Below are 18074 nucleotides of genomic sequence, written 5' to 3' on the forward strand. Positions count from 1 at the left end.
GCCGCTCAGCCTCCCGGCGGGCCCGGCGGGCCGAAAATGATTTGCCACATCCAAACGAGAAAGCCGTAACCGCCTACGACACCGACTGCCACCAGCGGCCAGATGCCGAAGGCGAGTACCAGGAAGGTGACGAGCTCACGCCGGCGCGCGTTCCGCTCTTCCGGTTTTTCCTGTTCTGCAGGTGCTTCCGACATGGCCGCCCCTCTCGGCTCGGAATGCAGGCAAGTGCGCCTCTCACAGAAGCCTATAGCCGGAAAGTACTTTTTCAAGTCCTTGACTCTCTACGGCATAGCGGCCGAGCGAAACTATTGCGACAAGTGAAATTGTAGTATGCTTCGGGCGATCGGTACCGGAACGAGAAGTACTCTCGGACTGATCAGCCCCCATGAATGGAGCTATCAAGTGGGAAGCCAGCGCGTGCGGCGTCGCTGTCTCAGGTCGCAGGGCGAAGAGAAGCAGCAGAACGAGCTCCAAAGAGTGACGGGGCAGGTGTGCCTCCCATGTCTTCGGCGTCGCGCATCAAGAGCAGCACGCAGCAGGTGCCGAAGCGGAGGGCGGCTGCGAGCGCCAGAGCATCTATTACTGGAGAGGTTCTGGGCTCGATGATGATGATGATGATGATGATTAGCAACATGCACAGGATCGCCACCATCGCTGTCGCGCGGATCGATGAAAGCGAAAACCCAGAAGCGCCGGCTTCTCGCGAGCTCTGGCGATATGCGACGGACGGCGCGGTTGGCTTCCACGATCCTGCGCCCGCTACGGCGTGCGGCCGAGCGAGGCCAGCTGACAAGGCCCTACACCTTGGCCTCCCGTCCTGAGATATCATCGACAGAGATGCGGAAAAAGACGTGGGGTGAATGATCCGACACTGGTGGCATCACCGGCTTGAGGCCACCTGGCTCCCACCAATTGGCGTGTTTGCTCAAGAGCGACCAAGCGTATTCGCGTTCACGCTTGTGACCGATGCGGTCCGGCAGTTCCTCGTAGGAGCCGTCGACAATCACACTGCGCCATTCGCGCCCTTGCCCCCGATCCTCGACCAAAACCGACACAAGCGGGTTGGCCCTCATCCAGTCGATCTTCTTGCCGGGCATGGAAAACGCATAAAGGTAGTTCTTGGCGTAAGCGTAGTAAACCGGCACGAGATAGGGCTGGCCATCCTTAGCACAAGCCAGTCGCCCAACCCGGTTCTCGGCCAACAGGGCCTCGCATTCGGTCTTGTTCAAGGTAAGTATCAACATCATTCCATCTCCCGTTAACCAATCGGATCCCCTGCACGCTGGCCCTCAGTTGCGGCGCTCCACGCGGCTTCCCTCGGCGAGTGTGTCCGCTGGGTGAAGTACCACGCTGTCGCCGGCTTCGATGCCGCCGAGCACTTGGGCGACTTCGTCGTTCAACTGCCCGATCTCCAACGTAACTTGCCGCAGGCGGTCGTCCTCGAGAACGAAGACACTCCAATCGGCCCCGTTCCGGAACAGGGAGCTGATGGGCACCTGCACGCAGTCGGCACATTCCCAGATGGCCAGTTCCACGAAAACACGGTAGCCGTGGCCCAGCCGGACGTCACCCTCGTCGAGATCGAGAACGGTGTTGACACGCTGCTCCTCGATGCCGAGGGCGGAGACTTTCGTAAAGGCAGCGGGATCGACGCGGCGGACAGTGGCCTCAAGGCTGCGCTCACCGCCCCAGTCCCGCACAAGCGCCTTGGTTCCGGGGCCGATGCGGACAGCATCGGCCGATAGAAGGTCGGCCACGATTTTGAGGTCGGTGGTGTTGCCGATATCCGCGATGCGCGCCCCGGCCGCCACAGCCTGTTCGCTCTTGGCCGCCACGGCGAGCACGACACCGTCCACGGGCGCGAGAACATCGACGCAGCAGCCTTCGGCAGCCAAAGCTGCGGATCCCGGCTGCATGAGGCGAGCCCCCGCGCTCGCAAGCTCCGCGCGGCGGAATCCGACTGTCGCCTTTGCGGCTTCCACTGCCGCCTTCTGCAGTTCGAATTCGTTCGTTGCGCGAAGCAGAGCGCTCTCGGAAATGACGCCTGGCACCGCCAGCTTGAGCGCGCGGCCGAGTTCCGTCTCGGCAAGGCGCAGGGCGGTCTCGGCGCGTTGCAGTTCGCTCTCGGCAATGCCCACGCCGGAGCGCGCGGCATCGCGGGCGGCGAGCAGTTCGGCCTCGGTGCGCCTGTCGATCAGCGGCGGGGCGAGCGGATGGATCGCCGCGACCACGGTTTCGCCGGCCTTTACGCGATCACCCTCGTTGAGCAGGGTGCGCGAAAGTTGCCCGGCGATCGGAGCGGAGACGGCATACACCTCGCGAACCCGGGTGACGCCTTCCTCACGGATCGTCACCTTCATCGGTCCCTGCTTCACTTCAGCCACGTCGACGAGGGCCGGCTGCTCGCGCAGGGACCAGGCCAAGAGGGCGATCACCGCGACGGCGGCAAGCCCGAAGAGAATGCGTTTGAACCAGGGGGATTTCATTGGATCATTCCCTTGTCTTGAGAACGCGCACCAGATCGAGCCTGTCGATGCGGCGGCGCACGATCAGCGCCGAGATCGCCGCAACGGTTACGACGATGAGGCTTGCAATGGCGAAGGTGGATCGGTTGATGACGAAGGGGACGCGGAACAGGTCGCTCTCGAAACCTCGTACGACCGACCAGGAAAGAAGATATCCGAGCAGCCAGCCGAGTGGCTGCGCGAGAAGCACCATGGCGCCGAGCTCGATCAGGAGCACGCTCGATACCTCGCCATTGGTGAAGCCGAACACGCGCAGGCTCGCCAGCTCCCGCGCCCGCTCGGAGAACTGGATGCGGGCGGAGTTGTAGACGACACCGAATGTGATGATGACCGCAAGCGCCGTATAGACGCTGGTCATGATCGTGATGTTCTTCTCGATCGTCTCGCGGAAGCGCTGGCGCGACAAGCCCTGCAGGGCAATCGCCGCGACGGCGGGCGTCTCCTTGATCGTCGTGTACAGGTCGTCGAGCCGGGAGGAATCGATTTTCACGCGGACGCCGGATAGTCGCGGGCCATCGCCGATCACACGGTCGAGGGCGTCGGCGCGCATATAGACGGCGAGCCCGACATAGCTTTCCACGATGGCGCTGACGGGAACGGCCACCTTGCGGTGTGCCCGTTCGAGAAGCTCCACTTCGGCGATATCGCCCACCTGGAGGTGGAGCAGCTTGGCGACCCATTCGGAGATCATCAGGCCGACCGGCGCCGGCTCAACGGGATCGAGCGCCTTGTCCAGCATGCGCGCGAGATCCGGGTTCTCCATCATGCCGGAGATCGTCAGGCGCCGCTCGCGGTGTCCGTAACGCAGGATTACCGGTGTCGCGCGAAAACCTTCCGCACGTAGGACACCCGGCATGGCGGCGACGGACTGCAGCGCCCGTGGCGACCGCTCGTTGGCGAATGCGATCGTGGCATCCTGACGCTCGGTGCGGAAGAACACCGTGTCGACCATGAAGGCGACGGAATCGAAGGAGAAGAGGGCCATGATCAGGAGAGCCACGGCAAGCGAGGTACCGAAAGCCGTGAGCAGCGTGCGCACCGGCCAACGCACCAGATGCCTCAAGGCCATGATCGTCAGCTGCGAGAATATCCTCAGATGGTGTGCGCCCTCGGAAAAGAAACTGCGATACCGCGTCGGCGTTGGCGGCTGCATGGCGATGGCAGGTGGCAGGCTGGCGACGCTCCAGATCGAGCGCATGCTGCCCGCCAGCGCGGCAACGGCGCTGACGATCGCGGCGATCTCGTAGAGATCGAGGCTCTGACGGAAGATGAGGAACGGGAAGGAATAGAACTGGGCATAGAGCCGCGTCATGCCGCGGCCCAGCCAGTCACCTGCAATGGAGCCGATGACGATGCCGATGAGCGCGATGACGAGCGTCAGTTTGGCGTAGTGCCAGGCGATTGCCGCGGAGCCGTAGCCGACCGCCTTCATGAGCCCCACCTGTTCGCGTTCGAGCGCGATGAGCCGCGTCAGGATCATGTTGACGAGGAACGCCGAGACGAACAGGAAGACAGGCGGGATGACGGCTGCCATGGCGCGAAGCTGGGCCAGCTCCTCGTCGAGGAATGTGTGCGAGATCTGGTCGGTCCGGTCATGCGCGCCCGTACCGCCATAGGGGCCCAGAACGGCATCGAGCGTGTCGATGATTTCGCTGAGGTCGGCGTTCCTCTGCGTGCGCAGGGCGACGTCGTTGAATGCGCCTTCCATGTCGAAGATGCCCGCCAGCGCCGCGCGCGGCATGAAGAAGACGCCGAAGCGCCGCTGGTCCGGAATCATGTCGCCGGGGCCGATGGCATAGATGTATTCGGGCGACAGAACGATGCCCGTGACGACCAGCGTGCGCTTTCGGCCGTTCATGATGGCGTCGAACCGGCTCCCGGGCACCATTCGGTGGGCGAGGGCAAAGGGCTCCGTCACGGCGATCTCACCGGTACGGCCGGGCTCCGGAAGCCGGCCTGAGCGCAGATAGAGCCGGTTGACGGCGGGTTCGCCATGGTCGGGGATCGAGACGGCGATGCCGGTGGCGGGCTCGGCCATTCCAGGCATATCGAGCAGGACCGGCTTGACGATGCGCAGCTCGATCCCGCTCACGCCGGAGATCGAGGCGAGTTCGTTCTTGATCTGCAAGGGAGCGCGCGTCAGCCCTGAAAAGACGGTCGCGAACCGGTAGCGGTCGTAGAAGGCCGAACGCGTTTCTTCCAGCGAGCGGTAGGCGCCGATCGCAAGGATGATCGTCGCCACCCCGCAGGCCATGACAAGGGCGATCGCCAGAACCTGCGCCCACAGGCGGAAGAGGTCACGCAGCAATTTCCTGTCCAGAACGGACATCGCCTTCACCAGCTCACTTCGGCGGGCTGGGCCCGCTTTTCATTGACCATGGCATCCGCGATCCGGCCATCCCTGAATGTGAAGACGCGGTGGGCGATATCCCGGATTCCGGCGTTGTGGGTGATGATCGCCATGGTGGTCTTCAGCTCTTCGTTGATGCGCCAGAGCGCTTCGAGGACGATGATGCCGGTCTTGGAATCGAGCGCGCCGGTCGGCTCGTCGCAGAGCATCACCTCCGGCCGCTTGGCGATGGCGCGGGCGATTGCCACGCGCTGCTGCTCGCCGCCCGAGAGCTGGGCCGGGAAGTGCGTCATGCGCCCCTTCAGGCCCACCATCTCCAGCGCCTCCTCGGGCGCCATGGGATTCGGTGAAATCTCCGTGACGAGTGCGACATTCTCCCAGGCCGTGAGGCTGGGGATCAGGTTGTAGAACTGGAACACGAAGCCGATATGGTCGCGCCGGAAGCGGGTGAGCTGCCGCTCGGAGAAGGCGGTGAGATTCTGATCGCGAAAGTGCACCGTACCCGAGGTCGCGCGATCGAGCCCGCCCATGATGTTGAGGAGGGTTGACTTGCCGCTGCCCGAGGGACCGAGCAGAACCGCCATCTCACCTTGTTCAAGGTCGAGATTCACGCCGCGAAGCGCAAAGACCTCGACTTCGCCGGAGCGATAAACCTTCGTCAGGTTATGGGCGGAGAAGATCGGATTGTCCATGAAAGCGGCCTCGGTATTTGTCCGCCTTTGATAGGAGGTCGGGGCCGCACTGCCTTGATGCGCATCAAGCCGCTGCTCTGGCTGCCATCCCGAAAGCAGTTCGTTGATCCGCTGCCACGGCTGGCGGCGATTTCTTCATGGCGTTACGGACTTGGAGAATCTCGCCGGGCGAGATATCGTGATCGATGCGGCCTATTTGTCGGGCACGTGCCGGTGTTCCGCGGACTCTTGCTTATCAACCTCGTCGCGGGCGAGACGCTCCCTCAGGATTTCGAGTGGTGTCAATCCCGCGGCTGATTGCTGTGGGCCGTAACGTATCGGCCATGACGCCAATGAACGCGACGCCTTTCATTCAAGCCAAATGAACAGATGGCCGTGCACAATGCCGACATAGCTGCGCTCTTCAATCGGATTGCGGACCTCCCGAGATAGAGGGCGCCTAAACGTTCCGTATCCGTGCCTATCGAGGCCGCCGATGTCCTGAAGACCCAGCCCTAGAACGAACTCGCGCCTCTGTTCTCTCGCTAGGCGTATGCGCCTCTTCGAGGTGTGCGAGGATGTCCGCAACGATCGTTTCCAGGTCGCGTCCGGCGTCGATCTTCGTCCAGTAGGAATAGTCGATGTGCCGCTGCAGTTGGCGCGCCAGAACGTCGGCCGTGGCGTCGGACGGCCCGCCCCGACGCGTTTCGACCCGTTGCCGGAGGCTCGCCGGATCCGCATCGAGCCAGAAACCCAGAAAGGGCAGGCCGATCTTGCGGGCTTCCGCTTCGATCTTGATACGGTCGGTCGCCCGCTCGAACACCGCATCGGCAATCACCGAGCCGCCTTGGCGCAGAATAAGGCCGGCGCGGCGAACCATCTCCTGGTAGACCTTCTGCGACACCTCCGGCCGATAGGCGTCACTTGGAAGATGTGTTTCAGCCGGGACGCCGTAAAGGGTCTTGCGGATCCTGTCGCTCTCTACGATCCGTGCGCCCGGCGGTACGCCCAGGTTTGCGGCGAGCATCTCCGCCACACTCGTCTTGCCCGATCCGCTCAAGCCCGCAATGGCGACCAGCCGCGGCGGAGTCTCCCGAAGCAGGGCAAGAGCAAGGTCAAAATAGGATCGAGGCTCGTCGATGAGCCCCGCCGCCGTGCCTCCCTCCTCGACAAGCGTCGCCGTGACGTGCGCCCGCACGGCCGCCCTTATGGCCATGAAGAAGGGAAGAAGTGAGAAGCCGTCATCCTCATCAGTCTCGTCGAGATAGCGGTTCATAACGAGGTTCGCCAATGCGGCAAAGCCGTGGTGCCACAAGTCCATCAGCAGGAAGGCCAAGTCGTAAAGAACATCGACGGTTGCGATCTCCTTGCTGAACTCGATGCAGTCGAAGAGCCGCGGTGCGCCGTTGAAGAGACAGATGTTCCTCAGGTGAAGGTCGCCATGGCAGCGGCGAACCTTGCCTTCCATCGCCCGCCGATCGAGGAGGGTGGCGTGACGCGCCAGGGCGGAACGAAAAGCCTTGTTGAAGGTTGCCGTCTCCGCCTCACGGAACACGTGGCTGCCGGCTAATCCCGCTTCGTTGATATCAAGCACGCCGGCCATGATTTCGGCGCCGCTGCGCTCATGGGCGATGGGAGCATCGCGATGGAAGCGCGCGATCATTTGCGCCGTCTCGCTCATTAAGGCGGGTGAGAGTTTGCGTGCGAGCGCCAACCGATCGAGCAGGCTTGACTGCTCGAATCGCTTCATCTCTACCACTGCATCAACCAGACGTCCCGTTCCATCCAAGGCAAGCCGTCCATCGGCTTCCTCGGTGATCTGATGGGACCTGATATACAGCCCCGGCGCGGTCTTCGAATTCAGCTCCACCTCCTTGGCACAGGCCGCAAGGCGAAGCTCGGGCGTGGAGAAGTCGACATAGGGCAGCTTTACCGCGCGCTTCATTTTCCACGCTCTCTCGCCTGCAAGAAATATGCGTGAGATGTGAGTCTCGATGATATCGACCGACCCGCGGACGCCGTGAAAGGCCGGGTTGCTCAGCAGTGCGATCGCGGCTGCCTGGTTGTCGGTGATCATCCGGCCCTGCCTCCTTCAGGCAATATTGGCTCGACGGGCGTTGGCATGCTCAACGGGTCCTTCCGCCGCATTGCGCCCGCGAAGGTCTGGTGTCTCATCACGGAAGCTCAGCGGCTTTGAAACCGGGACTCGTGCGAGGTGTTCCCCATCAAAGATCCCGGACGATATCACGCAGCAGATGTTGGACCTCACCGGCGATTTCGGTCAGCGCCGGATTGTCCACCGAGGCCATCGACGCAAGCGGATCCACCGCCGCGACCTCAATTTTGCCTGGCGCTACTTCGCTGACGATCACATTGCACGGCAGCATGGTACCTATCTTATCCTCCTGCTGCAGTGCGCGCCATGCGAAGTGCGGGTTGCATGCGCCCAGGATCGTATACGGCTTGAACTCTTCTCCCAGCTTGTCCTTCATGGTCGCGCGCACGTCGATGGTGGTGAGTACGCCGAAGCCCTTGGCCGCGAGCGCCTTCGTCACATGAGTCGTCGCCTCGTTGAAGGTCATGTCGAGCGTCTTGCTGAAATAATAACTCACGGAGTGCCCTTTCTTGGCATGCCGGCGAAGGACCTGTTCACCGGTATCGTTGGACTCGTTGCCCGTCGGGTACCCCGCAAGGCACTCTTGCGCCTTGATCCAGAGCAAGGCGGTCTGGCGGTCCCTGTGGTCGCCGCCGCCCCGGCCATTTGATGCAGCGCAAGGATCGCCTTGGCGGGCTGCAGTATCGTTTGAAACAGCAGCGTGTTCTTTGCACTAGGAGGAGCACCATCATGCCTTTTTGACGCGGATCAACGACCGGCGCGGCTGGACGGCGTACTGGTGCATCATTGACCGACACGCAACAGATCTGCTCCGCAGGGGCGAGTGCCAGACTTGGGAACGCCGGTTCGGTGAAAGCTTACCAACCCGCGCCATATCTTGTCCCATGCGAGCCACCAATTGGGAGGCCGGTATGCTGGCATCGTCCGTATCGAACCATGTTCACGAATCCACCACGGAAGTCTTAGAGCGAGCACCATCCTGCGTGTCTTCGCCTGTTCTGGCCTATGTCGACACCTCGGCGTCGACCCGAAAGCTCATCTCGCATGCCATGGCGATGGCGGAGGCGTTGAATGCGCCGTTGACGCTTCTCCACGTCCTGGACCTGCCGCCGTCATCGGACGGGCCGGCCGATCCGGTGGAGTGGAGTATTCGCCGGCAGGAGGCGCATGGTCTGGTCCGGCGGGCGGCGGGGAAAGAGCGCCCGAATATGCCAAAGCTGGACATCAGGATCGCGGAAGGCAAACCGGTCGACCAGATTTGCCGCTCTGTGCGCGAACTCAAAGCCGGCATTGTCGTGGTCGGCACGACGGCGGACGAGAATGCAGCCGACTGGGAACTGGGCGAAACAGCGCGGAAACTTGTCGACCGCTCGGGCGGCGCACTGCTCCTGATACCGTCGTCTGCAGAAGCGGCGGCTGAAGTGCACTACGGGCGCGTCTTGGTTCCACTCGACGGCTCACGCATGGCGGAGAGTGTCCTGCCGCTGGCTGCGCGTATTTCACGGGCCGTCGGCGCGGAATTGCTTCTCGCGCACATCATTCCTGCGCCTGAGCTGACCGAGACCGGTCCGCTCGAAATAGACGACCACAGGCTGTGTCAGCAGGTAAGCGAGCGCAACGAGCGCGTGGCGCGCAAATATGTCGAGCAGATTCGCAGCCGCCTCGCATGTTCCGGGCTTGCCGTGCGCGCCCTGGTCGTGCGCAACGGCGACGTACGCAGCACCCTGGCACGGCTGATCGAAAATGAGAAGATCGATCTGCTCGTCATGTCGGCTCATGGTCGCAGCAGCCGGCCGGACGTGGCTTGCGGCAGCGTCGCCGGCTATATGGTCACCCATGCACGCGCACCGCTTCTCGTCGTCCTGGGTGCGCATGCGCATCACGCCAATCACGCGGCGAACAATCAGAGAAATAACCGGCCGCTGCGCGGCCCCGTGTTGTGATGCTGGCGGCGCCGGAAAGCGGGAGGGATCCGCTCACCACGACAGCTCGGGCGCTGGCTGAATGCCACCGCCCGTCGAAGCTGAAGCCACGCCGCGTCGAGCCTTGGCGGAAGCTCGCCAAGATGGATGAGTGGCTTCGGTCATTGAGGATCGCTGCCGCCGATCCCGAGCCGCAGGGTGCCAAGGCTGCCGAGTGGCTGCTGGACAATGATTACCAGATACGACGCGCGATCCGGCAGGTTGCGCGTGACATGCCGGAGGATTTTTACGAAAGGCTGCCCAGCCTGGAAAACGAGGAAGACGTGGGAATCCCGCGCATTCTGGCGCTGGCTTTCGGATATTTGCACGCGTCGCATCTTCAGCTTTCGCTGACGGCGGTTGTGCAGTACATCCGCGCCTACCAGGAGAGCGCACCGCTCACGATCGGTGAATTGTGGGCTTTGCCGACCATGCTGCGACTTGCCTGCCTGGAAATTCTTGCGGACGCTTGCGGCCACCTGTTTCCGGAGGTGCGGCCGCCCTTCGTGCCGACGCGTTACGTGAAGCTCTTTAACGCGTTCGACGACACGGACCGGGTCGCCCGCGTGCTCACCAATCTCATCGGCATGGCATCCATTCCCTGGAAGGACTTCTTTGACCGTACGAGCCTTGTGGAGGCCGCGCTGCGGGATGATCCTGCCGGCATCTATCCGCGCATGGATTTCGCGACGCGGGACCGCTACCGCAAGGCGGTCGAGGAACTGGCGGCAGGTGCCGATATCGACGAGTCGGAAGTCGCAAGACAGGCCGTGGCGAGGGCTGGAGGCGTGTCCGAAGGTCCTTGCGACCATGTCGGCCACTGGCTTGTCGGCGACGGCCGGTATTCCTTCGAGCATCTGCTGGGCTGCAAGATGCTGCTCCGGATCGCATGCAGCCGCTGGCTCCGCCGTCACCCGGGCCTGCTCTACATAACGGCGCTTCTGGCCGCCTCGGCGGCGGCGCTGATACTGCCCGTCGCCTATCTGGCGATCGTGGGCGCGGGCACAATCGGCCTGGCCATTGGTGCAATGCTGGCGCTGCTGCCGGCGTCGGTGCTCGGCATCACCTTCGTTCACTGGGTCATCACGCTTATGGTCCCACCGCGCGTCATGCCCAAGCTGGATTTCGAAAAGGGTATTCCTGAGGACTGCGCGACCGCGGTGACCGTGCCCGTCATCATACGCAGGGCGGACGAAATCGGGCGGCTGATGGAGCGGCTCGAAGCGCACCGCCTGGCCAACCCGGATCCGTCCCTGCGTTTCGTGCTCCTGAGCGATTTCGCCGATGCGCTGCAGGAGCATGCGCCGGGCGACGAGGAGATCGAGGCGGCGCTTGTGGCTGCTATCCACCGGCTCAACGCGCGCTACGGCGCCGGCGAAAGCGGGCCCTTTTATCTCTTGCACCGGCCGCGGCGGCTAAATCCCTGCGAGGGCTGCTGGATGGGCTGGGAGCGCAAGCGCGGCAAGCTCGAGGAGTTCAATCGCCTTGTGCTCGAAGGCGACATGTCACGCTTCAGCCTGATCGAGGGCGATGCGGAGCGTCTGCGCCGCGTCCGTTTCGTCGTCACCGTGGATGCGGATACGGTGCTGCCGCCGGGCGCCGTGAACCGACTCGCCGGCGCGCTGGCGCATCCGCTCAACGAGGCGCGCTTCGATGAGCGCTCGGGCCGCGTGCGTACGGGCTATACTATCCTGCAGCCGCGCGTGGAGATCTCGCCGCTGAGCGGCAACCGCTCGCCCTTCGCGCGCCTTTATGCCGGCAATACTGCGATCGACATCTATTCGCGCGCGGTCTCAGACGTCTATCAGGACCTGTTCGGCGAAGGCATCTATGTCGGAAAAGGCATCTACGAGGTCGCTTCCTTCCAGAAGAGCCTTGAAGGCCGCGTGCCGGAAAACGCGCTCGTCAGCCACGACCTTTTCGAGGGCGTGCACGGTCGCGCGGCCTTGGTGAGCGACATTGTGCTCTACGAGGATTTCCCGGCGGGCTATGTCGAGTATGCGCGCCGCTGGCACCGTTGGGTGCGAGGTGACTGGCAGCTCCTGCCGTGGCTGATGCGGCATGTGCCAGGGGCAAGCGGTCGGCGTGCCAACGACCTTTCCACGCTCGACCGCTGGAAGATCCTGGACAATTTCCGCCGCAGCCTCGTGCCGCTGTCGCTGCTGCTGCTTGCGCTAGCCGGCTGGCTGGTGCTGCCGGGCAGTCCGTGGGTCTGGACCCTGCTGACGGTTGCCGCACCTGGCGCCTATTTGTTCACGGATCTCGTCACGGGCCTGGCACGTGGCCCCCGACGCGGCGCCATGCAAGGGCTCGTTCACAATGTGAAAGACCATTCCGGGCGCTGGGCGCTTGCCATTGTCTTCCTGGTTCACGATGCGGCGGTCGCCGTCGACGCGATAATGCGCACATGCTGGCGCCTGTGCGTCTCGCGCCGGCATCTGCTCGAATGGACGTCCGCCGCCCATACGGCCGCCGCCGTCGACGGAGCTGGCCCCCGCCTGGCGGCCTGGCGCTACATGTGGTTCACGCCAGTGTTCTCCGTCCTGACGGCGGTTGCGGTCCTGTTTATAAATCCGGCCGCTCTTGTTGCGTCCGCACCACTGCTCGCCGTGTGGTTGATCTCGCCGGAAATCGCCGTTCTCATCAGCCGTCGCAAGAAGCCGCCGGTGGAGGAGGTGCGGTCGCAGGACCTGGCTTTCCTGCGGCGGCTTGCGCGGCGGACATGGCTCTATTTCGAGACATTCGTCGGCCCCGCCGACAACTGGCTGCCGCCGGATAACTTCCAAGAGGAGCCGCACTCGGCCATCGCGCATCGCACCTCGCCGACCAATATCGGCATGATGTTCCTGTCCGCGCTCACCGCCTGGGACCTTGGATATGTGGACTCCCGTGAGTTGGCGGTGCGTTTGCGCAACACGTTCGACACGCTCGGCCGGCTCGCCAAGCATCGCGGTCATGTCCTCAACTGGTACGATACGCACACGCTCGAGCCGCTGGAGCCCCGTTATGTCTCGACCGTCGACAGTGGCAATCTCGCCGTTTGCCTTGTTGCGTTAAAGGCGGGATGCGAGGAGGCGGCATCCGCACCCTTTCTGAGACCGCAAGCGTGGGATGGGCTTGCCGACACGCTGGAGGTTCTTACCGAGGCGACGGCCGCCTTGCCATATGAGGGCGGCGGCGCACTCGAGACCGTGCGGTCCCGTCTGTCGACGCTCGTTTCCCGAGCCCGCAACGATGTGACTATGTCCTGGCCGGTGTTGATCGAGATCACGGCACAAGCGTTTCCTCGTTTCGAGGAGGCCCTTGCGCAAGCGATATCGACTTCGCGTGAAGACCAGAGGGCCGAGCACTTGCACTCCATTCAGGTCTGGCTCGAACGGACACGACACCATCTCACGCGCATGCAGCGCGATTTTCGGGAGCTTTTCCCTTGGCTGCCCATTCTGGACGACGTGCCTGCCGGCTTTGAGGCGCTGGCCCTGGAGCTGGGGCAGGTGCTGTGCACACCAGTTTCTCCGCCTGATATCGGCGAGCGCTGTTCCAAGGTTCGCTCCGGGATCGCGGAAGCCAAAGCCACAGCGAAGGGTGAAGCCGCCGCTTGGCTGCACGACCTCGAAGCTGCACTTGAAGAGGGCTGCACGCGCCAGAATGCGCTCCACCAGGAATTGCTGGAATTGGCACGAACGAGCGAGGAGCTGGCCTTCGCAATGGATTTCCGCCCGCTGTTCGACGGCGAGGCGCGGCTTTTCCACATCGGCTACAATGTCAGCGCCGACCGGCTGGACCCCTCGCACTACGATCTTCTGGCAAGTGAGGCTCGGCTTGCCAGCTTCTTCGCCATCGCCAAGGGCGATGTCGCTTTCGAGCACTGGTTCCATCTCGGACGTCCGCTCGCGCGCGAAAAAGGCGGCCTGGCGCTGATCTCATGGAACGGCTCCATGTTCGAATATCTGATGCCGCCGCTGCTTTTGAGAAGCGCCCCCGAGACGCTCTTGGGCGAGAGCGAGCGCACAGCAGTCGATATCCAGCGCCGCCATGCCGAAAGGCTCGGCGTGCCCTGGGGTATTTCGGAATCCTCCTTCGCTTCCCGCGATGCCGACCACAACTACCGCTACCGCGGTTTCGGCGTGTCGGAACTGGGACTGCGCCGCGATCTCGCCCAAGACCTGGTCGTCGCACCTTATGCGACGGCGCTCGCCTTGCCCGTGCGGACGGATTTGGCGGTGCAGAACTTGCGAACGCTCGAAGAGCTCGGCCTTGGCGGGCTCTACGGCCTGTTCGAGGCCGCCGACTTTACGCCCGAGCGCCTACCGTCCGGACGGCGCTTCGTACCCGTCCGCAGCTACATGGCGCACCACCAGGGCATGATTCTCGCCGCCCTCGACAACGCGCTTTGCGCCGGCGCGCTGGTGCGACGCTTCAATGCCCACGCCAATGTGCGCGCCATCGCGCTTCTGGTGCAGGAGCGCATTCCGTGGGAGCTGCCGCCGGAGTTTCAGGCATCCGAACTGGTGGAGCCGGAGGAGGAGCGGCAGAAGCGAGCGCTGCCCGCGCCGTCTCCCTGGCAGCCGCCTGGGGACAGCCCGCTGCCGCAGGTCCACGCGCTTGGAAATGGCAGCCTCTCGAGCCACGTCAGCACGAGCGGGGGCGGCGGGCTCTCCTGGCGAGGCCACGCGTTGACCCGTTGGCAGCCTGACCCCACGCGCGACGATGCAGGGCTGTGGCTTTATGTCAGAGACGAAGACGATGGCGCGCTATGGTCGATTGCGCGGCAGCCAACCGGCGTCGCCGCCGAGGAGGAAAGGATCGTCTTCCACCCCCACCTGGCAGAGTTTCATCGCCGCGACCGTGGCATCGGCCTCCGGATGGAGATGGGCGTCGCCCATGACGACGACGTGGAAATCAGGCGCATCGGCATCGTCAACGAAAGCGACGCCGAACGCCGCCTGCGCCTCGTCTCCTACGGCGAAGTGGTGCTCGCACCGGCGCTGGAGCACGAGCGCCATCCGGCCTTCAGCAAGCTCTTCGTGGGCAGCGAATATCTCCCCGGCCTCACAGCGCTTCTCTTCACGCGCCGTCCGCGGAGGGTGGAGGAAAAGCCGCCTTTCCTCCTTCACCGTATCGTCCCGGACGACGCGGGGGTAGAGATCGCGGGTTTCGAAACCGACCGGTACCGCTTCATCGGGCGCAACGGCACCCTGCGCGGGCCGCGGGCGTTGCGTGACGGGCTGACGGACACGTCCGGATGGACGCTCGATCCCGTCATGGCATTCGACATGCACATGACGCTCGCGCCGGGCGAGCGCCGGCGGTTTTCGCTCGTCACCATGGTCGCGGAATCGCGCGAGGCGGTGCTGCGCCTCGCCGACCGCTATACAACGCCGGCAGCACTCGATTGGGCGCTTGACGATGCGGCGACGGAGGCGGCACGCGAGGTACGGCAGCTCGGCCTCGAGCCGGGGCGCCTGCCCGAACTGCAGGCGCTGTCGTCGCTGCTGATCTGCCGCCATCCGGCCTTGCGTGCCACGCCCGAGGTCGTCGCGGCCAACCGGCTGGGCCAGCCCAGGCTGTGGAGCTTCGGCATTTCCGGCGATCATCCGATCCTACTCGTCCATGCGGGCGATCCCGAAAACGTCGATCTTCTGCGCGTGCTGATCGCAGGCCTGAAGACATGGCACCGGCGCGGCATCCAGGCCGATCTCGTAATCATGCGGCCGGGCATTTCGGGCTATATCGAACCCTTGCGCGAGAAGCTTCTGTCGCTTTTGCAGGAAGCGCAAGCGCAGGAGCTTCTGGGGCGTGCAGGCGGCGTGCATCTGGTCCTCGGCGACCAGGTGGGGGAGGAGGACCGCCGGCTGCTCGAAGCCTGCGCTGTCGCCGTGCTCGACACGGCGCGTGGTACGCTGGGCGAACAGCTCGCTGCAGCGGCCGAGATGCGGCCTCAGGCGCCGCATTTCGAGCCGACTTTGGCACCTCGACCCGTTGAGATACCGAACATCGCCCGGCCGGAGGGGCTTTTGTTCGACAACGGATATGGCGGTTTCACAGAGGACGGCCGTGAATATGTGATCCATCTGAAGCCGGGAGAGGCAACGCCGGCGCCGTGGTGCAACGTGTTGGCCAACGACGTTTTCGGCACGCTCGTGACCGAGGCCGGCGGCGGCTTTACCTGGGCGGTAAACAGCGGCGAGAACCGATTGACGCCCTGGACCAACGATCCCGTCGCGGATCCCGGCCCCGAGGCGCTCTATCTCCGCGACGAGGAGACCGCCGAGATCTGGACGCCTACCCCGCGGCCCGCAGGCGGCGAGCGGGCGCACGAAATCCAACACGGCGCCGGCTACACCGTCTGGCGCAGCGCCGCTCGTGGACTCAAACAAAGGCTGACCATCTTCGTGCCGCCGGACGACCCGGTCAAGATCGTCCGGCTCGAACTCGACAATCCGCAACCGAGGGCCCGCAGAGTGACCGCCACCTACTATGCCGAGTGGCTGCTGGGCAGCTTGCCCCGCATGGCACGGCCCTTCGTGGTGTGCGGTTACGATCCCTCCTGCCACATGCTTCATGCGCGCAACCCATGGAATCCGGATTTCGCCGACCGAGTGGCATTCCTGACCTCAAACCTGCCGCCGCACAGCTTCACCACCGATCGGGAGGACTTCCTGGGGCGGGAAGGCGACCCGGTGCTGCCGGCAGGGCTGACACGCTGGGACTTCGGTCAGCGCGCCCGACCCGGCGCAGACGCTTGTGCGGCTTTCCAGGTGCATCTCGACATTGAGGCGAACGGCAGGGCCGAGGCCATCTTCATCCTGGGGCAGGGGAGCGATTTCGCCGAAGCCGCAGATCTCGCCCAACGCTGGCAGGACCCGTCGCGCTGTGAGGCCGCTTTTAACGACCTCGCACAGTTGTGGGACCGCCGGCTCGGTGCCGTGCAGGTCTCGACGCCAGATCCGGCCATGGACCTGATGCTTAATCGCTGGCTCCTCTATCAGGTCTATTCCTCACGGCTTGTGGCGCGCGCTGGCTTTTACCAGGCGGGCGGAGCCTACGGCTTCCGCGATCAGTTGCAGGACGTGCTTGCGCTTTTGTGGAGCGACCCAGAGCGGGCACGGGCGCACATCCTGAAGGCCGCCGCGCATCAGTTCGAGGAGGGCGACGTGCTGCACTGGTGGCATCCACCGAGTGATCGGGGCGTGCGCACGCGCTGCTCCGACGACCTTCTGTGGCTTCCCCACGTGACGGAAGCGTATGTCGAGGCCACAGGCGACGAGGCGATCCTGGAGGAGAAGGTGTCGCTCCTGCAGGCGGCCTCGCTGACGGAAAAGGAGGATGACCGCTATGCGCGCTACGACGCGCCGGGCGAGCCACGCACGCTGTTCGAGCACTGCGAGCGCGCCATGGAGCGCGGCATCACCAGCGGCGCCCACGGCCTGCCGCTGATGGGCAGCGGCGACTGGAACGACGGCATGGATCGGGTCGGTCGCGAAGGGCGCGGCGAGAGCGTGTGGCTCGCCTGGTTCGCCATCGCCACGATGAGGCGCTTCTGCCGGCTCGCGCGCATCATGAAGCGTGGCGATCTCGCGGAGCGGTGGGAAAGCCGCGCGCGGGAAATGGAGGAAGCGGTCGAGGCTGTCGCGTGGGATGGCGGCTGGTATCTGCGCGCGATCGACGACGACGGCAATCCCCTGGGGACGACGGGCGCCGAGGAGTGCCGCATCGATTCCATCGCCCAATCTTGGGCGGTTCTCGCGCTTGAGGTGCCGTCGCGTCGCGCGCGAACCGCGCTGAAGAATGCCGAGAACGAGCTTGTCTCGCAGGAGGCGCGGCTCGCCCGCTTGCTATGGCCGCCCTTCGACAAGACGCCGCTCGATCCTGGGTACATCAAGGCCTATCCGCCCGGGATACGCGAGAATGGCGGGCAATATTCCCATGCAGGCGCGTGGCTCGGTCATGCCTTTGCCCGTCTTGGCGAAGGTGACAGGGCGGCCGGAATCTTCGGCTGCCTCAATCCGCTTACCCATGCAGCGGCCAGGCCCGATGCGGAGCACTACCGCGTCGAGCCCTATGTGGTGGCCGCCGACATCGCCGGCGTCGAACCGCATACCGGTCGCGGCGGATGGACTTGGTACACGGGCGCGGCCGCCTGGACCTGGCGGCTTGGCATCGAGGCGATCCTGGGTCTGAAGCTCAGCCGGGGACAGCTTGTGATCGACCCTGCGCTCCCCAAGGGCTGGGGCGGCTTCAAGGCAAAGATCAGGGCGCCGAGCGGTACTCTGGAGATCGAGGTTGAGGACCCGCAAGGGATGGGTCGCGGCCGCACTGAGACCACGGTTGACGGCAAAAGGCATGAGGGCGGCATCGCGCTGCCGACAGACGGGAAGACGCTCCGGGTCCAAGTCCGCCTGAAGCCCGTCGCGACCCAGCGCGCAAAAGCGGCCGAACGGATTTGAG

General features: G+C 64.2%; 10 protein-coding genes. 2 read left to right on the forward strand and 8 right to left on the reverse strand.

The window, feature by feature from the left end; genetic code table 11:
• Positions 1 to 5: 5 nt before the first annotated feature.
• From napE to GM909_RS12290, 8 genes are all read right to left on the reverse strand, one after another.
• On the reverse strand, positions 6 to 194 hold the full coding sequence (gene napE, locus GM909_RS12255; protein ID WP_157016678.1) for a periplasmic nitrate reductase, NapE protein: 189 nt from the start codon (positions 192 to 194) through the stop codon (positions 6 to 8).
• 239 nt (positions 195 to 433) lie between these two features.
• Entirely contained in the window at positions 434 to 652 is a 219-nt protein-coding gene (locus GM909_RS12260; RefSeq protein WP_157016679.1) for a hypothetical protein, read from the reverse strand.
• A gap of 145 nt (positions 653 to 797) precedes the next feature.
• Positions 798 to 1244 carry a pyridoxamine 5'-phosphate oxidase family protein gene (locus GM909_RS12265; protein ID WP_157016742.1) on the reverse strand — a complete coding sequence of 149 codons (447 nt, stop codon included), beginning with the start codon at positions 1242 to 1244 and terminating at the stop codon, positions 798 to 800.
• Between the two features lie 45 nt (positions 1245 to 1289).
• Positions 1290 to 2486 (reverse strand): efflux RND transporter periplasmic adaptor subunit, encoded by a 1197-nt coding sequence (locus tag GM909_RS12270; protein ID WP_157016680.1) that lies wholly within the window; start codon positions 2484 to 2486, stop codon positions 1290 to 1292.
• 4 nt (positions 2487 to 2490) lie between these two features.
• The gene (locus GM909_RS12275; protein ID WP_157016681.1) at positions 2491 to 4854 is read right to left on the reverse strand and encodes an ABC transporter permease; all 2364 of its coding nucleotides are present in this window, start codon (positions 4852 to 4854) and stop codon (positions 2491 to 2493) included.
• 5 nt (positions 4855 to 4859) lie between these two features.
• Complete coding sequence (locus tag GM909_RS12280) at positions 4860 to 5567, reverse strand: ABC transporter ATP-binding protein (protein ID WP_157016682.1); 708 nt, start codon at positions 5565 to 5567, stop codon at positions 4860 to 4862.
• 460 nt (positions 5568 to 6027) lie between these two features.
• Positions 6028 to 7623 carry a bifunctional aminoglycoside phosphotransferase/ATP-binding protein gene (locus GM909_RS12285; RefSeq protein ID WP_157016683.1) on the reverse strand — a complete coding sequence of 532 codons (1596 nt, stop codon included), beginning with the start codon at positions 7621 to 7623 and terminating at the stop codon, positions 6028 to 6030.
• A 148-nt stretch (positions 7624 to 7771) separates the two neighbouring features.
• Entirely contained in the window at positions 7772 to 8158 is a 387-nt protein-coding gene (locus GM909_RS12290; RefSeq protein ID WP_157016743.1) for a DUF302 domain-containing protein, read from the reverse strand.
• A gap of 241 nt (positions 8159 to 8399) precedes the next feature.
• On the opposite strand from GM909_RS12290, the gene GM909_RS12295 reads away from it, so the two are divergent.
• Together GM909_RS12295 and GM909_RS12300 are read left to right on the forward strand one after the other, a co-directional pair.
• On the forward strand, positions 8400 to 9605 hold the full coding sequence (locus GM909_RS12295; protein ID WP_157016684.1) for a universal stress protein: 1206 nt from the start codon (positions 8400 to 8402) through the stop codon (positions 9603 to 9605).
• Between the two features lie 122 nt (positions 9606 to 9727).
• On the forward strand, positions 9728 to 18073 hold the full coding sequence (locus GM909_RS12300; protein WP_235911860.1) for a GH36-type glycosyl hydrolase domain-containing protein: 8346 nt from the start codon (positions 9728 to 9730) through the stop codon (positions 18071 to 18073).
• Position 18074 lies beyond the last annotated feature (1 nt).

It is taken from the genome of Mesorhizobium xinjiangense (assembly GCF_009749525.1).
GTDB lineage: Bacteria > Pseudomonadota > Alphaproteobacteria > Rhizobiales > Rhizobiaceae > Mangrovimarina > Mangrovimarina xinjiangensis.